The organism is Rhizobium sp. MHM7A (assembly GCF_005862215.1).
GTDB classification, from domain to species: Bacteria; Pseudomonadota; Alphaproteobacteria; order Rhizobiales; family Rhizobiaceae; genus Rhizobium; species Rhizobium bangladeshense.
Map to the genome: position 1 here is coordinate 363,022 of NZ_VCHT01000002.1, position 20,217 is coordinate 383,238.

18 protein-coding genes and 1 pseudogene are annotated in these 20,217 nt (G+C 61.6%); 12 read left to right on the forward strand and 7 right to left on the reverse strand.

The window, feature by feature from the left end; all coding sequences use genetic code 11:
- Positions 1–176: 176 nt before the first annotated feature.
- The 3 genes and pseudogenes from FFR93_RS09985 to FFR93_RS09995 all read right to left on the reverse strand — a co-directional run bounded on the left by FFR93_RS09985 (position 177) and on the right by FFR93_RS09995 (position 1,305).
- Positions 177–472: pseudogene (locus FFR93_RS09985) on the reverse strand (GIY-YIG nuclease family protein).
- Positions 473–834: 362 nt separating this feature from the next.
- A complete protein-coding gene (locus tag FFR93_RS09990; RefSeq protein ID WP_064705655.1) occupies positions 835–1,074 on the reverse strand; it encodes a DUF2934 domain-containing protein in 240 nt (79 codons plus the stop codon).
- Positions 1,075–1,305: a hypothetical protein gene (locus tag FFR93_RS09995; protein ID WP_064711511.1), complete on the reverse strand. Its 231-nt coding sequence runs from the start codon at positions 1,303–1,305 to the stop codon at positions 1,075–1,077.
- Positions 1,306–1,656: 351 nt separating this feature from the next.
- On the opposite strand from FFR93_RS09995, the gene FFR93_RS10000 reads away from it, so the two are divergent.
- Positions 1,657–2,040 (forward strand): hypothetical protein, encoded by a 384-nt coding sequence (locus FFR93_RS10000; protein WP_038690240.1) that lies wholly within the window; start codon positions 1,657–1,659, stop codon positions 2,038–2,040.
- Between the two features lie 304 nt (positions 2,041–2,344).
- Entirely contained in the window at positions 2,345–2,755 is a 411-nt protein-coding gene (locus FFR93_RS10005; RefSeq protein ID WP_064705653.1) for a DUF4174 domain-containing protein, read from the forward strand.
- Between the two features lie 29 nt (positions 2,756–2,784).
- Here the strand turns inward: FFR93_RS10005 and FFR93_RS10010 are convergent, their stop codons facing one another.
- Positions 2,785–3,495 (reverse strand): GntR family transcriptional regulator, encoded by a 711-nt coding sequence (locus tag FFR93_RS10010; protein WP_138393109.1) that lies wholly within the window; start codon positions 3,493–3,495, stop codon positions 2,785–2,787.
- Between the two features lie 268 nt (positions 3,496–3,763).
- On the opposite strand from FFR93_RS10010, the gene FFR93_RS10015 reads away from it, so the two are divergent.
- The 7 genes from FFR93_RS10015 (at position 3,764) to FFR93_RS10045 (ending at position 10,274) form a co-directional block, all read left to right on the forward strand.
- Entirely contained in the window at positions 3,764–4,852 is a 1,089-nt protein-coding gene (locus FFR93_RS10015; RefSeq protein ID WP_138393110.1) for an ABC transporter ATP-binding protein, read from the forward strand.
- A 46-nt stretch (positions 4,853–4,898) separates the two neighbouring features.
- Positions 4,899–6,197: a PotD/PotF family extracellular solute-binding protein gene (locus tag FFR93_RS10020; RefSeq protein WP_064705650.1), complete on the forward strand. Its 1,299-nt coding sequence runs from the start codon at positions 4,899–4,901 to the stop codon at positions 6,195–6,197.
- Positions 6,198–6,592: 395 nt separating this feature from the next.
- Positions 6,593–7,507, forward strand: coding sequence for an ABC transporter permease (locus FFR93_RS10025; RefSeq protein ID WP_064711682.1), 915 nt, complete (start codon positions 6,593–6,595; stop codon positions 7,505–7,507).
- A gap of 1 nt (position 7,508) precedes the next feature.
- The gene (locus tag FFR93_RS10030) at positions 7,509–8,330 is read left to right on the forward strand and encodes an ABC transporter permease (RefSeq protein WP_064711514.1); all 822 of its coding nucleotides are present in this window, start codon (positions 7,509–7,511) and stop codon (positions 8,328–8,330) included.
- Position 8,331: 1 nt separating this feature from the next.
- Positions 8,332–9,075: an aspartate/glutamate racemase family protein gene (locus FFR93_RS10035; protein WP_138393111.1), complete on the forward strand. Its 744-nt coding sequence runs from the start codon at positions 8,332–8,334 to the stop codon at positions 9,073–9,075.
- Between the two features lie 3 nt (positions 9,076–9,078).
- On the forward strand, positions 9,079–9,690 hold the full coding sequence (locus tag FFR93_RS10040; protein WP_064711515.1) for a flavin reductase family protein: 612 nt from the start codon (positions 9,079–9,081) through the stop codon (positions 9,688–9,690).
- A gap of 89 nt (positions 9,691–9,779) precedes the next feature.
- Positions 9,780–10,274, forward strand: coding sequence for a heme-degrading domain-containing protein (locus FFR93_RS10045; RefSeq protein ID WP_138393112.1), 495 nt, complete (start codon positions 9,780–9,782; stop codon positions 10,272–10,274).
- A 33-nt stretch (positions 10,275–10,307) separates the two neighbouring features.
- On the opposite strand, the gene FFR93_RS10050 is transcribed toward FFR93_RS10045, so the two are convergent.
- The gene (locus FFR93_RS10050; protein ID WP_138393113.1) at positions 10,308–11,567 is read right to left on the reverse strand and encodes an AGE family epimerase/isomerase; all 1,260 of its coding nucleotides are present in this window, start codon (positions 11,565–11,567) and stop codon (positions 10,308–10,310) included.
- Positions 11,568–11,735: 168 nt separating this feature from the next.
- Here FFR93_RS10050 and metH point away from each other — a divergent pair, with 168 nt between their 5' ends.
- Positions 11,736–15,509 carry a methionine synthase gene (metH, locus tag FFR93_RS10055; RefSeq protein ID WP_064711518.1) on the forward strand — a complete coding sequence of 1,258 codons (3,774 nt, stop codon included), beginning with the start codon at positions 11,736–11,738 and terminating at the stop codon, positions 15,507–15,509.
- A gap of 105 nt (positions 15,510–15,614) precedes the next feature.
- Here metH and FFR93_RS10060 read toward each other — a convergent pair whose 3' ends face one another.
- On the reverse strand, positions 15,615–16,379 hold the full coding sequence (locus tag FFR93_RS10060) for a GntR family transcriptional regulator (protein WP_064705643.1): 765 nt from the start codon (positions 16,377–16,379) through the stop codon (positions 15,615–15,617).
- Complete coding sequence (locus FFR93_RS10065) at positions 16,376–17,260, reverse strand: N-acetylglucosamine kinase (RefSeq protein WP_064705642.1); 885 nt, start codon at positions 17,258–17,260, stop codon at positions 16,376–16,378. The genes FFR93_RS10060 and FFR93_RS10065 overlap by 4 nt, the downstream gene beginning before the upstream one ends.
- 521 nt (positions 17,261–17,781) lie before the next feature.
- Here FFR93_RS10065 and FFR93_RS10070 point away from each other — a divergent pair.
- Together FFR93_RS10070 and FFR93_RS10075 are read left to right on the forward strand one after the other, a co-directional pair.
- The gene (locus FFR93_RS10070; RefSeq protein WP_138393114.1) at positions 17,782–19,041 is read left to right on the forward strand and encodes an ABC transporter substrate-binding protein; all 1,260 of its coding nucleotides are present in this window, start codon (positions 17,782–17,784) and stop codon (positions 19,039–19,041) included.
- Positions 19,042–19,260: 219 nt separating this feature from the next.
- Complete coding sequence (locus FFR93_RS10075; RefSeq protein ID WP_138393115.1) at positions 19,261–20,208, forward strand: sugar ABC transporter permease; 948 nt, start codon at positions 19,261–19,263, stop codon at positions 20,206–20,208.
- Positions 20,209–20,217 lie beyond the last annotated feature (9 nt).

A 20,217-nucleotide genomic window follows, 5' to 3' on the forward strand; every position in this document is an offset into this window, starting at 1 on the left:
AGCACCTGGCTAGCGGCTGATCTCTATGTTCGGTGTTGCAGAGTGATACCTCGCAATCGGGCGTTGACACTCCCAAGACCCCTCCGGTGCCGCAAGTCGCACCCTCTCTCCGCACTCATCCTGAGGCGCCCCCCGCGGGCCTAGCGGGACGAGGTCGGCCACCATCGCCACCGCTCTTACTTGGCCCCGACCGGCCCCCGTTTGGACAAATCCGGCAAGGCCTCGTAGTCCATGGCGATCAGTGCCTCCTTCTTGCGGCGCACCAGCCCTTGATCTGCCGCTCGCGGGCGATGGCGTCGACGATGCGGTCATAAGTTTCGGTAAAGACGAGTTCGACCGGGAGGCGCTTGGCAGTGTAGCCGTCATAGGTCCGGGCATTGTGCTCCCACACACGAGCCTCGATCTCCTGCTTGGTCAGCCCGGTATAATAGGAGCCGTCGCTGCAGCGGAGGATATAGACGGTGACTTCCATGGCGCAGGCTAGCATAGGGAGCGAGCGGACAGCAATCGCGTGGCGCCGGAGTGCTCCTGCCGCCGGTGGGGCAAGCCTCACCTTCTCCCCGGCATCGTGGGCAAGCCGCACCTTCTCTCCGCCATCGTGAGGCAAGCCGCAGGGGCTCGAAGGACGAGGGTCGGCCACCGCCCCCGTCCTTCGAGGCTCCGGCCAATGGCCCTGCGCGCCTCAGGATGAGGGCTGATCGTGGTGCGGTGTCGCAATGGCCATCGTGTGTCGTGTGGTCACAAGCCACACCCCCGCAAGGGCCCCGACGGACGAGGCTGGCCAGGTACCAGGGATGTGTTGCGTTGAGCAGCCCGGTCGCCGCTGAAGTCGGATCAGCCAGCCTTGGCGGGGGGAGTGACCCATCCAGCGCGCGGCAGTTCCGGCCGCTGCGGCTTCGGGCGAAACTTCACCAGCACCTCGCGTCCGTCGACCGAGGCCTGCGTGCGTTCCAGCGCGTCCCGTTCGGCGACCGCCTGACGCCAATGTTCACCGTCCCGGCCGTCGGGGCGGCCCTGTTCTTCCCAGATCGCATAGGCCCTCTTGCTGATCCATTCATGGCGTCTGTCGCTCATCTATCGGTTCCGTTCGTGAAAGGTGTCATTCGCAATTCTGTCCGGCAGAACAGGCGCGCGGCGCTTGGCCGCCATCAGCAAGTCGAGTTCGATCGAGGAAGGCCCGAAACGGGTAAACAAGCTTTCGGCCTGGTCGCTGCGCAGGCCGTATTTAGAAGCGAATTCATCAAGGCTGTAAGGACGGCCGCGTAGCACTTTGCTTCGCCGCTCCGGTTCACGGATCTGCGTCATTGGTGGTAACCCCATCTGTACTTTCGAAGTATGCGAACAAAACAGATTACAGCCGCAAAAGTTCCGTGATTTTTCAGGGTTTTTTCAGCCTTTCCGGCCGCTCCCGCGCGCTGGCATGGAATTTCAAGAATAACGGGTGCAAAGAAAATTTCGCCTAAAACATGCAGGAATTTCATGCCTTTAGGGAACGGGATGCCGCCGCGGTCGAGAAATGGGGTTTATCCCCGGGACGTTACTCTATAGAATCAATCGTGTTATTCGGTCCGCAGGGGGCAAAAAGCGCTGAGTTCCCCGCGTTTATGCCGACCGATCCAGGAGGAATTTGGCTTAATCCATCAAGAGGAGACAGACATGATGAATGCCCTGCCGCCACTTCACAACGGCCACGCGCCGTTTACCCTCCAGCAGCTGTTTCGCGAAGCACTTTACGCCTTCGAGGAATGGGACAGCGAATTGACCGAACCGATCGTGACCCATGAAGGACGGGTCATCCCGATCAGCTTCGTTTTCGAAGCCATGCGCGAATGCACCGATATCGTGCCGATGAATATAGTCGGCGCTGTCACCGAGCGGCTGACCAAACCGTGGGAAGGTGAAGGTCCGCTCGATCAGATGACCTTCTCGACGGCGGCACGCGTCATGCGCGTGCTCGTACGCAAACGCCTCCTGGCCAATGGCACCGCGGACCTCGTCGCCGTCTCGGCGCATGCGGCCGAGGACCAGAGCCGCGACTAACCGGAAAGGGATCGCGGCCAGAGCATGTTGCACCAAACTGTGCTGCGGTTTTCATAACGGCATGCTTGGGACAAAGACCTGAAGCGCAAGCGATCTGAATCGCGATGCACTTTGGGGGCTGCGATCCTTTTCGGCTTCTTCGGAACCTCCCTCATTTCCGGCCGTTTACTGAATGATCCGAGTTCGCACCGAACTGGGAATTATCAGTTATTCAGCGCGTTAAAGCGTGCTTGCGCGCATGAAAGGCGCTGACGCTCGAATGCCGCAGTCACAGCCCGCGAGATGACGGGCGAGGAATAACGCCATGCTAAGATCCATCGTTCATGAAATCATCGGCACACCGCGACGTGAGCCGGAACTTCCACAATCGCTCGAGCAGTTTCGCGACAGCAAACGGGTGCTGATCATTTTCGCCGATGCGCTGGACGATCGCGCGGCAATCCAGGATGAATGGTTGCGGAATGCACATATGCGCCTCATCGAGGAAGAGGTCGAAGTCTTCATCATTGCCGGCGGCGGCGCTTTCTCGCTGTTCGACGACGGCTGGGAACTTGATGCGGACGATATTCGCGAACGGCTGCAGGGGCCGCCACACAGCGAGTTCGAGCTGATCCTGATCGGACGTGACGGCACAGTGAAGCTGCGCTCGAGCGAGCCGCGCACGGTGGAAGAAATTTTCGCCGCGCTGGACAAGCTGCCGAAGAAGGCATCGTGAATAGCTGCGGGCGACGTGCGCCCGCTCGTTCAAAGTTCGAAGGCTTCCTTGAGGCCGAGGCTCTTGCGTTCGCGTAGGTCGAGATCGGACTCGATGTGCGTGATGTGATGCAGCATCAGCTGGCAGGCGCGGTCGAGTTCGCTGTCTTCGATCGCCGAGATGATGTCGCCATGTTCGGAATGGCCGCAGCTCGAAGCCGTCGATTGGCCGTAGAGCGCGATGACGAGGGATGAGCGGGCGACGAGCTCCTCCATGAAACGCTGCATGATGGCATTGCCCGAGATTTCTGCCAACATCAGGTGGAAATCGCCGGATGCCTTGATCTCGGCGCGCCGCGCTGTCTGGCCACGCTCGCTCATCAGGCGGCCTTCTTCCTGCAAAAGCTCTCGCAGATTCCTGATGTCATCCGGCGTGATCCGCGCCGCCGCCTCACGCAATATGCCGGGCTCGACGAGACGCCGGGCGGAAAAGATCTGGCGGGCCTCATCAGGGGAGGGGTAGGCGACAAAGGCGCCGCGGTTCTTCTCCACCCTGACCAGGCCTTCATAAGAGAGCGCCTGCAGTGCCGCGCGGGCAAGCGTCCGGCTGACGTTGAAAAGATTGCCGACATCATTTTCGGAGAGCTTGGTGCCTGGGGAAAGCCTGCGCTCGACAATTGCCTCGCGAATGGCATCGCGGATCTGATGCGCGCCGGTTTCGGCGACTTCTTCGGCCTGCATGGCCTTTGCGGCGGATTTCATGAAAACTATTCCCTGATGGCGAGCAAACCATACCCGGCTTCGCGGCAAAAGTTAAACGGAATTTGTGATCGAAATCACGGTCGAATTGTATACGATTTTTTGCGCAAATTGCAGACGATAGCCTAAATGATGTGCAGACGATGTTTTGCCTACAAAAATGGCCTGCACGGGTTCTGGCGAGAAAACCGTGCTTTGCCAATGGTATAGCCTATTCCTGCGGCGATTGGCACGGCAGATGCATCATCTTTCCCGAACAGGGGAAGGCATGATGTCGAAAGCGGCAGAGATCGATATAGTATCCGTTTCGAAGGTCTACGGAACGACCACCGCCGTGCACGGGATCAGCCTGAAGATTCCGGCCGGTTCCTATTGCTGTTTCCTCGGCCCGTCGGGCTGCGGCAAGACATCGACGCTGCGCATGATCGCTGGCCACGAGAGCATTTCTTCAGGAGACATCAGGCTCGGCAAAACGGTCGTCACCGATCTTCCGCCAGCCAGGCGCGGCACGGCGATGATGTTCCAGTCCTATGCGCTCTTCCCGCATCTCGACCTGGTCGACAATGTCGCCTTCAGCCTGAAAATGAAGGGCGTCGATAAGGTGGAGCGCCGCGCCAAGGCGCTCGAGATGCTGAAGCTGATGCAGATGGAGCCGTATGCCAACAGGCGTCCGGCCCAGCTTTCCGGCGGGCAGCAGCAGCGCGTGGCGCTCGCCCGCGCGCTGATCACCGATCCGGAGGCGCTGCTGCTCGACGAGCCGCTGTCCGCGCTCGACCCCTTCCTGAAGATTCGCATGCGCGCCGAACTCAAGAAGCTGCAGAAATCGCTCGGCATCACCTTCGTCCACGTCACCCACAGCCAGGAAGAGGCGATGGCGCTCGCCGACGTGATGGTTATCATGAACGATGGCCGGATCGAGCAGGCGGCGGCGCCGCGCGAGGTTTTCGAGAAGCCGGCAACCGCCTTCGTCGCGCGGTTCATGGGCGATCACAATGTGCTCACAGGCAGGGTGACGTCGAGCGCGGACGGCGTGCTCATCATGACCGTGCCGGAGGGGCAGAGCTTTTCGGTGCGCGGGACGGGCAGGGAAGTCGGCGAGCCGGTCGACATCGGCGTCCGCACCGACCGCGTGCGTCTGCAGGTGGCAACCGAGTGGACGCTCGGCTTCAACGGCATCGTCTCCAACATTGAATATCGCGGCTCCTCGGTGAAGATCACCGTTCTCGGCGCCGGCAGCGACGACTTCACCGTCATTTCAGACGACGAAGACTATTTCGCCCGGCCGGTGTCGATCGGCGACGCCGTCTCGCTCAGCTGGGCGCTCGAGGATGCCGTGCTTCTTGGCCGCGCCTCCGCATGATCAATCAAGAACCATGAACTTCCACATCAAGAAAAGGGGAACTCACATGACGACTGAAACGACATCGACCAAGGCTGCGAAGGGTCTTTCCCGCCGCACGCTCTTGAAGACGGGTGCTGCCGCCGTCGGCGCCATCGCCGGCTCCGGCGCCATCACCGGCTTTCCCACGATCTGGGCGCAGACGAACATCACGCTTCGTCAGTTCGGCACCGGTGTTTCGAACATCAACGCCATTGCCGAGAAGTGCAAGGCCGACCTCGGCATCACTCTGGAAATGACGGCGACCGATTCCGACGCCGCCGCCCAGCGCGCCGTCACCCAGCCCGACAGCTACGACATCGCCGATATCGAATACTGGATCGCCAAGAAGGTGTATCCAACTGGCGTGCTGCAGCCGATGGACGTTAAGAAGCTCAAATATTACGACAAGATCGTGCCGCTCTTCATCAACGGCAAGATGAAGCCGGACAGCGTCATCGCTCAGGGCACGGCGCCGCATACTGTCGGCTTCGTCGAGGCGCAGGACGCCAAGAAGTTCGCCAAGGAGCCGACGCAGTGGATGACAATGGTTCCCACCATCTACAATGCCGACACGCTCGGCATTCGACCCGATCTCGTCGGCCGCGACATTACCAGCTGGGCCGACATCATGGATCCGAAGTTCAAGGGCAAGACTTCGATCCTCAATATCCCGTCGATCGGCATCATGGACGCGGCCATGATCATGGAAGCCATGGGCAACATCAAATATGCCGACAAGGGCAACATGACCAAGGAAGAGATCGACAAGACGATCGAATTCCTCATCAAGGCCAAGGGCGACGGCCAGTTCCGCGCCTTCTGGAAGAGCTTCGACGAGTCGGTCAATCTGATGGCTTCGGGCGAGGTCGTCATCCAGTCGATGTGGTCGCCAGCTGTCGCGGCCGTCCGCTCCAAGGGCATCGCCTGCAAATATCAGCCGCTCAAGGAAGGCTATCGCGCATGGGGTGGCGGCCTCGGCCTTGCCGCGCATCTCAAGGGCGCGCAGCTCGACGCGGCCTACGAATATATCAACTGGTACACGTCTGGCTGGGTCGGCGGCTACCTCAACCGCCAGGGCTACTATTCCGCCTGCATGGAAACCGCCAAGAACTTCATGACGGCAGACGAATGGGGTTACTGGATCGAAGGCAAGCCGGCACAGGGCGATATCCTCTCTCCGGAAGGCAAGGTCATGGAGAAAGCCGGTGCGGTGCGCGACGGCGGCTCCTTCGAAGCCCGCATGGGCGCCGTCGCCTGCTGGAACTCGGTCATGGACGAGGACCGCTACATGGTCCGCCGCTGGAACGAGTTCATCGCGGCGTAACGCAGGCCGGCGTCTGCCGCTTTTCCCTCCCCAACCCTCCCACAAGGGGGACGGAGTTCGGAGGCGGTGCGAGCTGTCTTTCGCTGATGCTCAAGACGTCGCCTCGCTCCGCCCCCTCATCTGCCCTTTGGGCATCTACCGGGGCGAGTCGCGGGTCTCGTCCGTCCTTCCGACCCCCGCTGGGGAGAAGGGAGAGCTTGCCGCTGGGCAGATAACAAAGAGCAAGGTTCGCGGTGGTCGAGGCGCTGCCGCGAATCTCTTCTTCCCAGCGGGGTCCGAAGGGACTGGTCGAGACCGGCGGCTCGGCCCAGGCAAGGGTGCCGGCAGGCGGAAGAGGGGGGGCGGTACGCGCCCTCCGTCACTATCCCGGTCAACGAGATAACGGAGAATAGATGATGGCGACGATCGTTTCAGAGCAGACGGATCAGGCTTCGCAGCCTAGGCGTGGCCGCGTCTTGCGCCTCTCCCCCTCAGCCATCTCCTATCTCCAGGCGACGCCGCTGATCGCCATCCTCGGCTTCTTCTTCCTGCTGCCGATCGCCATGATCGCTGTCGTCAGTTTCTGGGATTACGATTTCGCCGGTCTCTATCCCGATTTCCTCACCATGAACTACACCGATACGCTCGGTTCATGGGTGACATGGAAGACCTATCTCAACACGCTGAAATTCACCGCCATCGTCTGGGCGCTGACGCTCGTCATCGGATTCTGGGTCGCCTATTTCCTGGCCTTCCACATCCGCAGGACCTCGACGCAGATGATCCTCTTCCTCATTTGCACCGTGCCCTTCATGACGTCGAACATCATTCGAATGATCTCCTGGATCCCGGTGCTCGGACGCAACGGCCTGGTCAATTCGGCGCTGATCGAGATGGGCGTTATTCCGCAGCCGATCGAGTGGCTGCTCTATTCCGATTTCGCCGTCGTGCTCGCCATGGTGCACCTGTACACGCTGTTCATGGTGACGCCGATCTTCAATACGCTGATGCGCATCGACCGGTCGCTGTTCGAGGCGGCCCGCGATGCCGGCGCATCCGGCTGGCAGGTGCTCTGGAACGTGGTCATTCCGCTTGCCAAGCCCGGCATGGCAATCGGCACGATCTTCGTCGTCACGCTCGTGATGGCCGACTTTTCAACCGTGCAGGTGATGTCCGGCGGCCAGAGCGCCTCGGTGGCGCTGATGATGAAGAACCAGATGTCGTTGTTGCAATATCCGGCCGCCGCCGCCAATGCCGTGGTGCTGCTTGCCGTCGTGCTGCTGATGGTCGCCGCCATACTGCGTGTCGTCGATATCCGCAAGGAGCTTTGAGATGAACCACGAAAAGCGCGGCCTCCAATTCTACCTGCTGGCGATCTTCTTCGCCGTCTTCGTGCTCTTCCTCTACGGCCCCCTCTCGGCGATCCTGATCCTCTCTTTCCAGGGGCCGGACGGCGGCCTGACCTTCCCGATGAACGGCGTTTCCACCCACTGGTTCTTCAACCTGTTCGAGAAGCAGGCGGTCGGTGATTTCGGCGCCTCATTCAGGCGCTCCTTCACCCTCGGGCTGATGGTGATGGTGGTGACCGTCGTCGTATCGCTGCTTGCCGGCCTTTCCTTCCGCCGCCGGTTCCGCGGCTCAACCGCCTTGTTTTACGCCACGGTCGCCAGCCTCGTCGTGCCCTCGATCATCATCTCGCTCGGCATCGGCGTCGTCTTCCAGGAGGGCGGGCTGAAGCCCGCCTGGTATTCCTCGGCCTTCGGCGCCCATCTGACCTGGACGCTGCCCTTCGGCGTGCTGATTATGTTTGCCGTCTTCAACCGCTTCTCCCCGGCGTATGAAGAGGCGGCGCGCGACCTTGGGGCCACGTCCTGGCAGACGTTCCGCCATGTGGTGCTGCCGATGATTGCGCCGAGCCTGATCGGCGTCGGTCTGTTCGGCTTCACGCTTTCCTATGACGAATTCGCCCGCACGCTAATGACTTCGGGCACCTACAATACGTTGCCGCTGGAAATCTACGGCATGACGACCAATGTCACGACGCCGGTGCTCTACGCGCTCGGCACGGTGACGACGCTATTTTCCTTCACCATCATTCTTATCGCGCTCGGCATCATGATGATGCTGGGGCGACGGCAGGCAAAGATAGACTGACATGCGCATCCTCATCGTTAATCCGAATACGACGGCCTCCATGACCGAGAAGGCTGCCGCCGCCGCGCGCGCGGTGGCTGCATCCGGCACGGAGATTGTCGCCGCTACCTCAAGCATGGGGCCCGTCTCCATCGAGGGACATTACGACGGGGCCTTGGCGATCCCCGGCCTGCTTTTCGAACTCAATCAGCGGCAGGCGGCGGGTTATGACGCGGCTGTCATCGCCTGTTTCGACGATACCGGCCTCGAGGCGGCGCGAAGCTTCGCCGATGTGCCGATCCTCGGGCTTTGTGAATCGGCAATCGCGACAGCGGGCTTCCTCGCGCAGCGTTTCACCGTGGTGACGACGCTGGAGCGGTCGCGGGTGCTGATCGACAATCTCGTGCGCCGCTACGGTATGGGCGAGCGCGCGAAGGTGCGCGCCTCCGACATTCCGGTGCTGGAGCTGGAGGATGCGGCCTCGGGCGCAATCGGCAAGCTCAGGGCCGAGGTCGAGCGGGCGCTTGCCGAAGACGGCGCCGAGGCGATTGTGCTCGGCTGCGCCGGCATGACCGATCTTGCGCGCCAACTGCACGATATCTACGGCGTGCCCGTCATTGACGGTGTGGCGGCGGCCGTCAAGCAGGCCGAGGCGCTGGTGTCGCTTGGGCTTTCCACCAGCAAGCGCGGCTCCTATGCCTCGCCGCTGCCAAAACCCTTCACCGGCGCGATGAGCGGTTTTTCGCCGGTGTCGAGGATCGGCTGAACCATGGCCGTTTCCTTCGATTTCAAGCAGCTTTCGGAGCGCGAACGCTACAAGCTGATGATCGGCACGATCATCCCGCGGCCGATCGCGCTGGTGACGACGGTCGACGAACACGGCCGGATCAATGCGGCGCCCTTCAGCTTCTTCAATTGCCTGTCGGCCGATCCGCCGATCCTGGCGATCGGCGTCGAGAACAATGCCGACATGTCGTTTAAGGATACCGGCCACAATATCCGCATGACCGAGGTCTTCACGGTCAACATCGTCTCCCTGGCGATCGCCGAGGCAATGCATGTCTGCGGCGCTAAATATCCGCGCGGCGTCGACGAACTGAAGGAGGCGGGCCTGACAGCGGTCCCGGGCGCGAAGGTGGCGTCGCCCTTCATCGCCGAGGCGCCGGCCGCCTTCGAATGCAGGCGGCATGTGACGCTGGAGCTCGGCCGCTCACGGCAGATCGTCATGGGCGAGATCGTCTACGCGCATTACCGCGAGGGCGTCGTCGATACCGAGAGGCTGCATGTCGATCCGGCGGCGGTCGATGCCATTGCGAGGCTCGGCGGCGATATCTGCGCTACCATCCGCGACCGCTTCGAGATGCTGACGCCGAAGCTCTGAGATCGGCGGTAGCGCTAAGTTTTTGCTTTACTTTTCCGCATCCGGCGAGAATGGTCTGCAGCGGATCACGCGGCAGAGGAGGCCTATCCATGACAATCGAAGACGATCTCAGCCGGATCGCAGAGCAGGAACAGGCGCTGAGCTTCGACGCCTTCGATCTCACCACGGCATGGCAGCTCGGCAAGCTCCTGCAGGAACTCGGCACGGAGCGCGGCCTTGGCATTGCGATCGACGTAACCCTGCATTCGATGCCGGTCTTTTATGCCGCGCTTCCCGGCGTCACGCCCGACAACGTCAATTGGGTCAGGCGCAAGCGCAACATGGTGCTCCGTTATTTCCGCAGCAGCTATGCTTCCGGGCTGAAACTCAGGAGGGACGGCAAGACGGTCGAGGACAATGGCCTCGACGGCGCCGATTACGCGCCGCATGGCGGCAGTTTTCCGATCAACGTCAAAGGCACGGGCTGCATCGGCGCGGTCACCGTCTCCGGCCTGCCGCAGCGCGACGATCACAATCTCGTCGTCGAGGCGCTCGCGCTGATGCTGGCGAAGGATCTCGATACGCTGCGTCTCTCTGCGCTGTGACGCGGCCGCATCTGCCGGCCCCTGAAACAGCCGTCAGAGCCTGCCGCCGGCCTCGGCGATGCCTTTCGTCAGGCTGCCCGTTGCCGGGAAGAGTGGAATTAGACACGCCTGCAATGCATGATAAATGTCGCCCTTGCCAGGGAAGAGCGAGTGCGAGGGAACGAGGTCTTCCGTCAGTTCCTCATGCCAGCCGCCATTCCGATGGTCGATGAAGGCGCGTTCGATCACGTTCCAGATCTTGCGGTAGCTTTCCTCGTGGAAATCGCTCGGCAGATGCTCGTTGAGGAAATGCGCGGCAGCCGCACCCTCGCAGGCCGGCCACCACAGCTTGTTGCGCTTGGCCGGCTTGTCGTCCCAATCGAGCGTATAGAAGAAGCCGCCCTTGTCATTGTCCCAACCGAGCGCCATCGACTGGGCGAAAAGCGCCTTGGCCGCATCCGGCATCCATTCGATTCGCTTGCCGCCGAGCGCCCAGAGCTGCAGGATGAGGCGGGCCCATTCCAGCCAGTGGCCGGGTGTCGTGCCGGCCGGACGGAACATTTCATTCGGATGGTAGTAATCCTTATCGAGGTTCCATTCTGCATCGAAGTGCTCGGCGACGCGCCAGTCGACCGAACCGGCCGCACGGCGGATGACGAGATCGGCGATGCTTTCGGCCTTGGTGAGGTAATCCCTGTCGCCGGTGGCTTCGAAGGCCGCCATTAGCGCCTCTGTCAGGTGCATGTTGGAATTCTGGCCGCGATAGGCGCCGCCGTCGAGCGGCTGCCAGTCAGCGGTGAATTCCTCGGCGATCGCGCCGTGACGCGGTTCCCAGAACCTGGTGTTCAGGATTTCGGTGATATCGGCCAGCATGCCGTCGGCAAGCGGATGGCCGATCGTCTTTGCCGAAGAGGCGGCGAGCAGGACGAAAGCGTGGCCATAGCCCTGCTTGTTGGAATCGACCGGGCCGTTATTGTCGAGCGACCAGAAATAGCCGCCGTTCTTGCGGTCGCGATGGTGGTTCCAGAGATAGTTCATGCCGTGGTCGACGACGTCGAAGGCGCCGGGACGGCCGAGCAGGGCACCGATCGAGAAGCAATGGACCGCGCGAGCCGCGATATGGATGCCGCGCACTTGGCCATCGGCGTCGAGCGGCCGGCCGGTGTCGTCGAGATCGTAGAAACCGCCTCTGGGATTGATCGAATTGTGCTGGAAGAAATCGAAGAGGCCGTTTGCCTGGTTCAGCAGCCAGCCGCGATGATAGGCGCGGCTTGCCCAGTTTCCGAGCGCGGCATTGCCGGTTGCGGGTGCCATGATACTCCTCCGATTTTGTGCACAAGCGTCGCAAAGGCCTATATAGAGCTCCAGCGAGCCTGTCATCGGCGAAGCTTTGCAAAGCACGAAATCGATAGCCATATATTGACATAAAGATATCTTTATGTGATCTGGAAGTCTGGTCTTACGACGTCAAGGAGCCCTCCCGTGTTTGACAATCTCTTTGGTCCGGAAACGGGCAAGCGTGACGGCAGTGAAGTTTTCGCCGCTTTGAAAAAAGCCGCGAGCGAGCGCATCCTCATTCTCGACGGCGCCATGGGCACGCAGATCCAGGGCCTCGGCTATGACGAAGACCAGTTCCGGGGAACCCGCTTCATCGGGTGCGCCTGCCACCAGAAAGGCAATAACGACCTTCTGATCCTGACCCAGCCGGACGCGCTCGAGGAGATCCATTACAAATACGCCAAGGCCGGCGCCGATATCCTCGAGACCAACACCTTCTCCTCGACCCGCATCGCTCAGGCCGATTACCAGATGGAAGGCGAGGTCTATGCGCTGAACAAGGAAGGTGCGGAGATCGTGCGGCGGGCGGCGATCCGCGCCGAACGCGAGGACGGCCGCCGCCGCTTCGTCGCCGGCGCCATCGGGCCGACCAACCGCACCGCCTCGATCTCGCCCGACGTCAACAATCCCGGTTTCCGCGCCGTCACCTTCGACGATCTCAGGGAAGCCTACGGCGAGCAGATCGACGGGCTGATCGACGGCGGCGCCGACATCATCCTCATCGAGACGATCTTTGACACGCTGAACGCCAAGGCGGCGATCTTTGCCTGCGAGGAGCGCTTCGCTGCCAAGGGTGTGCGCCTGCCGGTGATGATCTCCGGCACGATCACCGACCTTTCCGGCCGCACGCTCTCCGGCCAGACGCCCTCGGCCTTCTGGAATTCGGTGCGCCACGCCAACCCCTTCACGATCGGCCTCAACTGCGCGCTCGGCGCCAATGCGATGCGCCCGCACCTGCAGGAGCTTTCGGGCGTCGCCGATACCTTCATCTGCGCCTATCCGAATGCCGGCCTGCCGAACGAGTTCGGCCAATACGACGAAACACCGGAACTGATGGCCGCGCAGATCGACAGCTTCGCCCGCGAAGGCTTGGTCAACATCGTCGGCGGCTGCTGCGGCTCGACGCCGGAGCATATCCGGGCGATCGCCGAGACCGTGGCGAAATACAAGCCGCGGCCGATCCCCGAGCATCGCCCCTTCATGTCGCTGTCCGGCCTCGAACCCTTCGAACTCACCAAGGACATTCCCTTCGTCAATGTCGGCGAGCGCACCAATGTCACCGGGTCGGCGAAGTTCCGCAAGCTGATCACCAACGCCGACTACACGGCGGCACTCGATGTCGCCCGCGATCAGGTCGAGAATGGCGCGCAGGTGATCGACATCAACATGGACGAGGGTCTGATCGATTCCGAAAAGGCGATGGTCGAATTTCTCAACCTGATCGCCGCCGAGCCCGACATCGCCCGCGTGCCCGTGATGATCGATTCGTCGAAGTTCTCGATCATCGAGTCCGGCCTGAAGCGCGTGCAGGGCAAGCCGATCGTCAACTCGATCTCGCTCAAGGAAGGCGAGGAGAATTTCCTCGCCCAGGCGCGGCTCCTGCGCAATTATGGCGCCGCCGTCGTCGTCATGGCCTTCGACGAGACGGGGCAGGCGGATAATTACGACCGCAAGGTCGAGATCTGCACGCGCGCCTACAAGCTGTTGACCGAAAAGATCGGTTTCCCGCCCGAGGACATCATCTTCGACCCGAACATCTTCGCGGTCGCGACCGGCATCGAAGAGCACAATAATTACGGCGTCGACTTCATCGAGGCGACGCGGACGATCCGTGAGCGCATGCCGCTCGTGCATATCTCCGGCGGCGTCTCCAACCTGTCCTTCTCGTTCCGCGGCAATGAGCCGGTGCGCGAGGCGATGCATGCCGTGTTCCTCTACCACGCTATCCAGGCGGGCATGGACATGGGCATCGTCAATGCCGGCCAGCTCGCCGTCTACGACAATATCGATCCCGAGCTTCGCGAGGCCTGCGAGGACGTGGTGCTGAATCGCCGTCCAGACGCGACCGAGCGGCTGCTCGAAGTGGCCGAGCGTTTCCGCAGCGCCGGCGCCAGGGAGGGCCGCGTTCAGGATCTCTCCTGGCGCGAATGGAGCGTCGAGAAGCGCCTCGAGCACGCGCTGGTTAACGGCATCACCGAATATATCGAAGCCGATACCGAGGAGGCGCGCCAGCAGGCCGCCCGGCCGCTGCACGTGATCGAAGGGCCGCTGATGGCCGGCATGAACGTCGTCGGCGACCTGTTCGGCTCGGGCAAGATGTTCCTGCCGCAGGTGGTGAAATCCGCTCGCGTCATGAAGCAGGCCGTTGCCGTCCTGCTGCCCTATATGGAAGAGGAAAAGCGCCTCAATGGCGGCGATGACCGGCAGTCCGCAGGCAAGATCCTGATGGCGACCGTCAAGGGCGACGTGCACGATATCGGCAAGAACATCGTCGGCGTCGTGCTTGCCTGCAACAATTACGAGATCGTCGACCTCGGCGTCATGGTGCCGGCGACGAAGATCCTTGAAACGGCGATCGCCGAGAAGGTCGACATCATCGGTCTCTCCGGCCTGATCACGCCGTCGCTCGACGAGATGGTGCATGTCGCGGCCGAGATGGAGCGGCAGGGCTTCGAAATCCCGCTCCTGATCGGCGGCGCCACCACCAGCCGCGTGCATACGGCCGTGAAGATCCATCCCGGCTACAACAAGGGGCAGGCCATCTACGTCACCGATGCGAGCCGCGCCGTCGGCGTCGTGTCGGCGCTGCTCTCGCCGGAGACGCGGCAGTCCTATGTCGACGATATAAGAGCCGAATATGCCAAGGTGGCGGCCGCGCATGCCCGCAGCGAGGCGGAGAAGGTGCGCCTGCCGTTGTCGCGCGCACGCGAGAATGCGCACAAGATCGACTGGCCGGCCTACAAGCCGACGAAGCCTGAGTTCTTCGGCACGCGGGTGTTCGAGGATTACGATCTGGCGGAGCTTGCCAGATACATCGACTGGACGCCGTTCTTCCAGACCTGGGAACTGCGGGGCCGTTTCCCCGCCATTCTCGAAGACGAGAAGCAGGGCGAGGCGGCGCGTGCGCTCTGGGCCGATGCCCAGGCGATGCTCAAGAAGATCATCGACGAGAAGTGGTTCCGCCCGCGCGCCGTTATCGGCTTCTGGCCGGCGGGCGCCGTCGGCGACGATATCCGCCTGTTTACGGACGAAAGCCGCAGCAAGGAACTTGCCACTTTCTACACGCTTCGCCAGCAGCTGTCGAAGCGGGACGGGCGGGCGAACGTGGCGCTGTCCGACTTTGTCGCACCTGTCACAAGCGGCGTGCAGGACTATGTCGGCGGCTTCGTGGTGACGGCCGGCATCGAGGAAATCGCCATCGCCGAACGTTTCGAACGGTCGAACGACGACTATTCCTCGATCCTCGTCAAGGCGCTGGCCGACCGCTTCGCCGAAGCGTTCGCCGAACGCATGCATGAGCAGGTGCGACGTGAATATTGGGGCTATGCGAGGGATGAGCAGCTCAGCAACGAAGATCTGATCGGCGAAGCCTATGCCGGCATCCGCCCGGCGCCCGGCTACCCGGCTCAGCCTGACCACACCGAGAAGAAGACGCTGTTCAAGCTGCTCGATGCGGAACACACAGCGGGCGTGAAGCTGACGGAAAGCTATGCGATGTGGCCCGGCTCATCCGTTTCCGGCCTCTATATCGGCCACCCCGACTCCTATTATTTCGGCGTGGCCAAGGTGGAGCGCGATCAGGTGGATGACTATGCCAAGCGCAAGGGCATGGAGGTTTCCGAGGTCGAGCGCTGGCTCGGGCCGGTGCTGAATTACGTGCCGCGAAAGGCGGACGAGGAGATTGAGGACGCCGCCTAGGGTCGCTGTCGTCCTTAATGCAACGAATCAAGAGACATTGAAGCCGCAAAGAGATTCACTCTCCGGCTTCATGCTTTTGATATTGCTATATTTTATGCGCTGGGCCTACGCCGCCCCGATCGTCAGTTCCGCGACAAAATCATAAGCGTCACCGCGATAGAGCGAGCGGGTGAATTCCACGGCGCGGCCGGAGCCGAGATAGGAGATACGCTCGATCGACAGGCCGGCCGCGCCCAAGGGGACGCCGAGAAGCTGGGCGTCGGCTTCTTTCATATTGGTTGCGGAGATACGCTGAACGGCGCGCACCGGACGAACCTGGCGGCGTTCGAGTTCGGCGTAGAGCGAAGTGGTGACGATGGAGGGATCCGGCAGGAATTCGCCGGAGACGCTGGCGTTCTCGATCGCTAGTGGCTGGTCGTCGGCGATACGCAGGCGCGAGAGGCGCGAAACCTTTACGTCGGCGGCGAGGCCGAGGATCATCATTTCGTCGGGTGAGGGGGTGTGAATGCCCTTGTGCAGCCATTCGGAGCGGGAGGACATGCCTCGGCGCGCCATATCCTCGGTGAAGGAGGTGAGCTGCGACAGCCGCTGCTCGACTTTGGAGACCGGCTTGGCGACAAAGGTGCCGGAGCCGTGGCGACGCACCAGCAGACCGTCGGCGACGAGCTCGTCGATCGCCTTGCGGACGGTGACGCGGCTGACGGCGGCAAATTCGGCGATGTCGCGCTCTGGCGGCAGCGCATCGCCGTGGCCGAGCGTGCCGGTGCGCACGGCTTCTTCGAGTGTGCGGCGCAGCTTCACATAGAGGGGGCCCGTGCCGGCCGCCTGCAGGCGCTGCAGGGACAGGAGGGTGGCGAGGTCGTCGGTCATGCCGCACCGCTCTGCTGATCATTCAGGAGCTTGACAGCAAGTTCCACCGCGCCCTGCAACGCATCGTTCTTCGGCTTGGCGAGCAGCGGCTTGTAGCGTTCCGAAAGCCAGGGCTCATAAGCTTCCGCAAGGCCGCCGAGCAGGCAGATGGACGGGCATTCCGGCCAGAGGAGAGCATCGAGGCTTTCGCCGATCGCCGTTGCGGCATTCCTGACGATGTCGACCGCAACGGCATCGCCCTCGGCAGCATGTCTGAAGACCATAGGCGCGTAACGGGCGAAATCCGTCGGCCGTGCCGTATGGGCGAAGTTGACGATCCGCTCCGGATCGTCCCCGTATTCGGCCATGACCGCTTCTGTGACCGGCGATGCCGGGCGCACTCTGTCATGGGCGAGCAGCGACCGTTCCATGAGGTCGCGGCCCAGGCGGGCGCCGCTTGCCTGGTCGCCGACGATGAAGCCCCAGCCGCCGATGCCGTTCATACTGCCGCCCCTACGCGCATTATAAACCGAGCCGGTGCCGAAGGCGCCAACGATGCCGTCGGCATCGCCGAGCGCGCCCTGCAGGGAGATCAGGGCATCGGTGACGACACGGCCTTCGGCAAAGGGCAGGGCTCTTTCGATTCGTTGGCCGTAGTCCATGACATTGGCGCCCGCGACGCCGACGACCGATACGACGGAGGTCACCACTTCGGCGTCAAGACCGGCGTCGCTGAGCGCTTGCCGGGCGGATTCGACGATGTTGACAAGAGCGTTCTCCAGGTCGGACAGGATGTTGGCAGGACCTGCCTTGCCGCGGCCGAGAATGTTGCCGTCTTTATCCGCGACTGCTGCCCGGCAGCTCGTTCCGCCGCCGTCTATGCCGATTGCAAGCTCCGTCATCGGGCCTCCGATACGCCGTTCCCCTTGGTTTTTCTTACAATACCAAAAAAATACCATTTACCAAGTAGGAATGACGACATAAATCGATCTTTTTAATCTGCTGATTTTGTTGAATAAAATTTTTAAATGAGTTTTTGAAAGCCAAAAGGTTAAAATTCGGCTAGACAATTGGTATTTTTTTGGACTTAATTCGGTAAAAGGGAACAGCAGTTCGAAGCCCGCGAAAACCGGCAGTAAAGCTAAGCCGGGCCGCTTCGAGGATGATCAAGGAATGGCGTGTCGGCTTGCCAAGCCGATGGCGAATTCAGGGGTCTATCGGCTTTCCCACTTCATTCGCCGCGCCCGGCCAGCACGCCAGGGGCGCAGTCAGACCGCAGGCGATCCCGCTTTCGGTCCGTCGAGCTTTCGGGGCCGGCAGTCGCTGGCGGCCCTCCAAGGGGCATTGGGTGTTTCCTCAGACGCGCCAATTGCTTGTTTCAGATCAAAACGGCGCCTTCCGGTGCTAAAAACAGGAGAGGGAAATGAAAAACACTGCTCTGAAAAGTCTGCTGCTTGCCTCAAGCCTGCTGAGCTCGGCAGGTCTCGTCCATGCCGCCGACGTCACGCTGACGATCGAAAGCTGGCGTAACGACGACCTGCAGATCTGGCAGGAGAAGATCATCCCGGCGTTCGAAGCCAAGAACCCGGGCATCAAGATCGTCTTCTCGCCGACCGCGCCCACCGAATACAACGCTTCGCTGAACGCCAAGCTCGACGCGGGCTCCGCAGGCGACATCATCACTTGCCGTCCGTTCGACGCCTCGCTCGAACTCTTCAACAAGAAGCAGCTCGTCGACATCACCAGCCTGCCGGGCATGGAAAATTTCTCGCCGGTCGCGAAGGCCGCCTGGACGACCGACGACGGAAAGTCGACCTTCTGCGTGCCGATGGCCTCGGTCATTCATGGTTTCATCTACAACAAGGATGCCTTCGACAAGCTCGGCATCTCCGTGCCGAAGACGCAGGACGAATTCTATGCGGCGCTCGACAAGATCAAGGCTGATGGCACCTATATCCCGCTCGCCATGGGCACCAAGGATCTCTGGGAAGCCGCAACCATGGGCTACCAGAATATCGGGCCGAATTACTGGAAGGGTGAAGAAGGCCGCGAAGCCCTGATATCAGGCAAGCAGAAGCTGACCGATCCCGAATGGGTCAAGCCCTTTGAAGAGCTTGCCAAGTGGAAACCCTATCTCGGCGACGGTTTCGAAGCCCAGACCTATTCGGACAGCCAGAACCTCTTCACGCTCGGCCGCGCCGCGATCTATCCGGCCGGCTCCTGGGAGATCGCGCTCTTCAACACGCAGGCGCAGTTCAAGATGGGCGCCTTCCCGCCGCCGATTCCGAAAGCCGGCGATCAGGGGTACATCTCCGACCATCCTGACATCGGCGTCGCTTTGAACGCGAAGAGCACGCATCCCGAGGAAGCCAAGAAATTTCTGAGCTGGGTGGCTTCGCCCGAATTCGCCGATATTTATGCCAACGCGCTGCCGGGCTTCTTCAGCCTGAACTCTAACCCGGTGAAGATGTCCGATCCGCTCGCTCAGGAGTTCGTCTCCTGGCGCGGCCCTTATAAGTCGACCGTGCGTTCGACCTACCAGATCCTGTCGCGCGGCACGCCGAACCTCGAAAACGAGACCTGGGTGGAATCGGCTAACGTGATCAACGGCACGGATACGCCGCAGGTCGCTGCCGAAAAGCTGCAGAAGGGCCTCGACAGCTGGTACAAGCCCGCCAAGTGATGTGATCAGGGGCGGCGTTTGCAGCCCCTCATCCGGCCTGCCGGCCACCTTCTCCCTGCTTGAGCGGGGAGAAGGAGACTCGCAGCGACCTCCCAGCCCGTAATAGCATTCCAGCAGGGCGTTCCCTCTCCTGCCAGGCGGCAGAGAGCTAGGGTGAGGCGCAACATTTTCCATCTGCGCCCGCAAGATTGCGGCCAGGCGACAAGAACAGGCAAAGCCATGAGCGGAACCGACAACGCGGCCGATATCGTCCCGATCAAGCGCCCGGTGCGCTGGCACATCTTCGTCTTCATGCTGCCTGCGGTGATCGTCTATTCCGCCGTCATGGTGCTGCCGCTGATCGAAACGCTCAGGCTTTCGCTCTACAATACGGTAGACGGGCAGCCGGCCTTCGTCGGGCTTGCGAATTTCAAGGTGCTTTTCGGCAATCCGCGCTGGGCGCATGATTTCTGGAACGCCCTCGTCAACAACGTGATCTTCTTCGCCATCCACATGTGCGTGCAGAACCCGATCGGCATTGCGCTCGCCGCGCTGCTTTCCGTGCCGAAATTGCGGGGTGTAGCCTTCTACCGCACGGCGATATTCCTGCCGACGCTGCTTTCCTTCGTCATCGTCGGCTTCATCTGGAAGCTGATCCTTTCGCCGATATGGGGTGTCGCGCCCTGGATGCTCGATCTCATCGGCTTGAAGTTCCTGTTCGCGCCTTGGCTCGGCAAGCCCGGTTCGGCGCTGATCGCAGTGTCGCTGATCTCCAACTGGCAATACATCGGCATTCCGATGATGCTGATCTATGCAGCGCTCCTCAGCATCCCCGAAGAGGTGATCGAGGCGGCCGAATGCGACGGCATCACCGGCTGGGCGCAGTTCTGGAAGATCAAGCTGCCGCTCATTCTGCCGGCGATCGGCATCATCTCGATCCTGACCTTCGTCGGCAATTTCAACGCCTTCGATCTGATCTACACCGTGCAGGGCGCGCTTGCCGGCCCCGATATGTCGACCGACATTCTCGGCACGCTGCTCTACCGCACCTTCTTCGGTTTCCAGCTGCAGCTCGGCGACCGCTCGATGGGTGCCACGATCGCCACGGTGATGTTCCTCATCATCCTCGCCGGCGTCTCGCTTTATCTCTTCGTCATCCAGCGGCGCATGCGTCGCTACCAGTTCTGAGGAGCGCGC

What these genes read in the sequence shown, in the direction of transcription:
- FFR93_RS10075 (WP_138393115.1), top strand. Translation starts at nt 19,261, where the DNA reads ATGAGCGGAACCGACAACGCGGCCGATATCGTCCCGATCAAGCGCCCG.
- FFR93_RS10070 (WP_138393114.1), top strand. Translation starts at nt 17,782, where the DNA reads ATGAAAAACACTGCTCTGAAAAGTCTGCTGCTTGCCTCAAGCCTGCTG.
- FFR93_RS10015 (WP_138393110.1), top strand. Translation starts at nt 3,764, where the DNA reads ATGTCGAAAGCGGCAGAGATCGATATAGTATCCGTTTCGAAGGTCTAC.
- FFR93_RS10040 (WP_064711515.1), top strand. Translation starts at nt 9,079, where the DNA reads ATGGCCGTTTCCTTCGATTTCAAGCAGCTTTCGGAGCGCGAACGCTAC.
- FFR93_RS10005 (WP_064705653.1), top strand. Translation starts at nt 2,345, where the DNA reads ATGCTAAGATCCATCGTTCATGAAATCATCGGCACACCGCGACGTGAG.
- FFR93_RS10000 (WP_038690240.1), top strand. Translation starts at nt 1,657, where the DNA reads ATGATGAATGCCCTGCCGCCACTTCACAACGGCCACGCGCCGTTTACC.
- FFR93_RS10010 (WP_138393109.1), bottom strand. Translation starts at nt 3,495, where the DNA reads ATGAAATCCGCCGCAAAGGCCATGCAGGCCGAAGAAGTCGCCGAAACC.
- FFR93_RS09990 (WP_064705655.1), bottom strand. Translation starts at nt 1,074, where the DNA reads ATGAGCGACAGACGCCATGAATGGATCAGCAAGAGGGCCTATGCGATC.
- FFR93_RS10020 (WP_064705650.1), top strand. Translation starts at nt 4,899, where the DNA reads ATGACGACTGAAACGACATCGACCAAGGCTGCGAAGGGTCTTTCCCGC.
- FFR93_RS09995 (WP_064711511.1), bottom strand. Translation starts at nt 1,305, where the DNA reads ATGACGCAGATCCGTGAACCGGAGCGGCGAAGCAAAGTGCTACGCGGC.
- FFR93_RS10045 (WP_138393112.1), top strand. Translation starts at nt 9,780, where the DNA reads ATGACAATCGAAGACGATCTCAGCCGGATCGCAGAGCAGGAACAGGCG.
- FFR93_RS10060 (WP_064705643.1), bottom strand. Translation starts at nt 16,379, where the DNA reads ATGACCGACGACCTCGCCACCCTCCTGTCCCTGCAGCGCCTGCAGGCG.
- FFR93_RS10025 (WP_064711682.1), top strand. Translation starts at nt 6,593, where the DNA reads ATGGCGACGATCGTTTCAGAGCAGACGGATCAGGCTTCGCAGCCTAGG.
- FFR93_RS10035 (WP_138393111.1), top strand. Translation starts at nt 8,332, where the DNA reads ATGCGCATCCTCATCGTTAATCCGAATACGACGGCCTCCATGACCGAG.
- FFR93_RS10065 (WP_064705642.1), bottom strand. Translation starts at nt 17,260, where the DNA reads ATGACGGAGCTTGCAATCGGCATAGACGGCGGCGGAACGAGCTGCCGG.
- FFR93_RS10030 (WP_064711514.1), top strand. Translation starts at nt 7,509, where the DNA reads ATGAACCACGAAAAGCGCGGCCTCCAATTCTACCTGCTGGCGATCTTC.
- FFR93_RS10050 (WP_138393113.1), bottom strand. Translation starts at nt 11,567, where the DNA reads ATGGCACCCGCAACCGGCAATGCCGCGCTCGGAAACTGGGCAAGCCGC.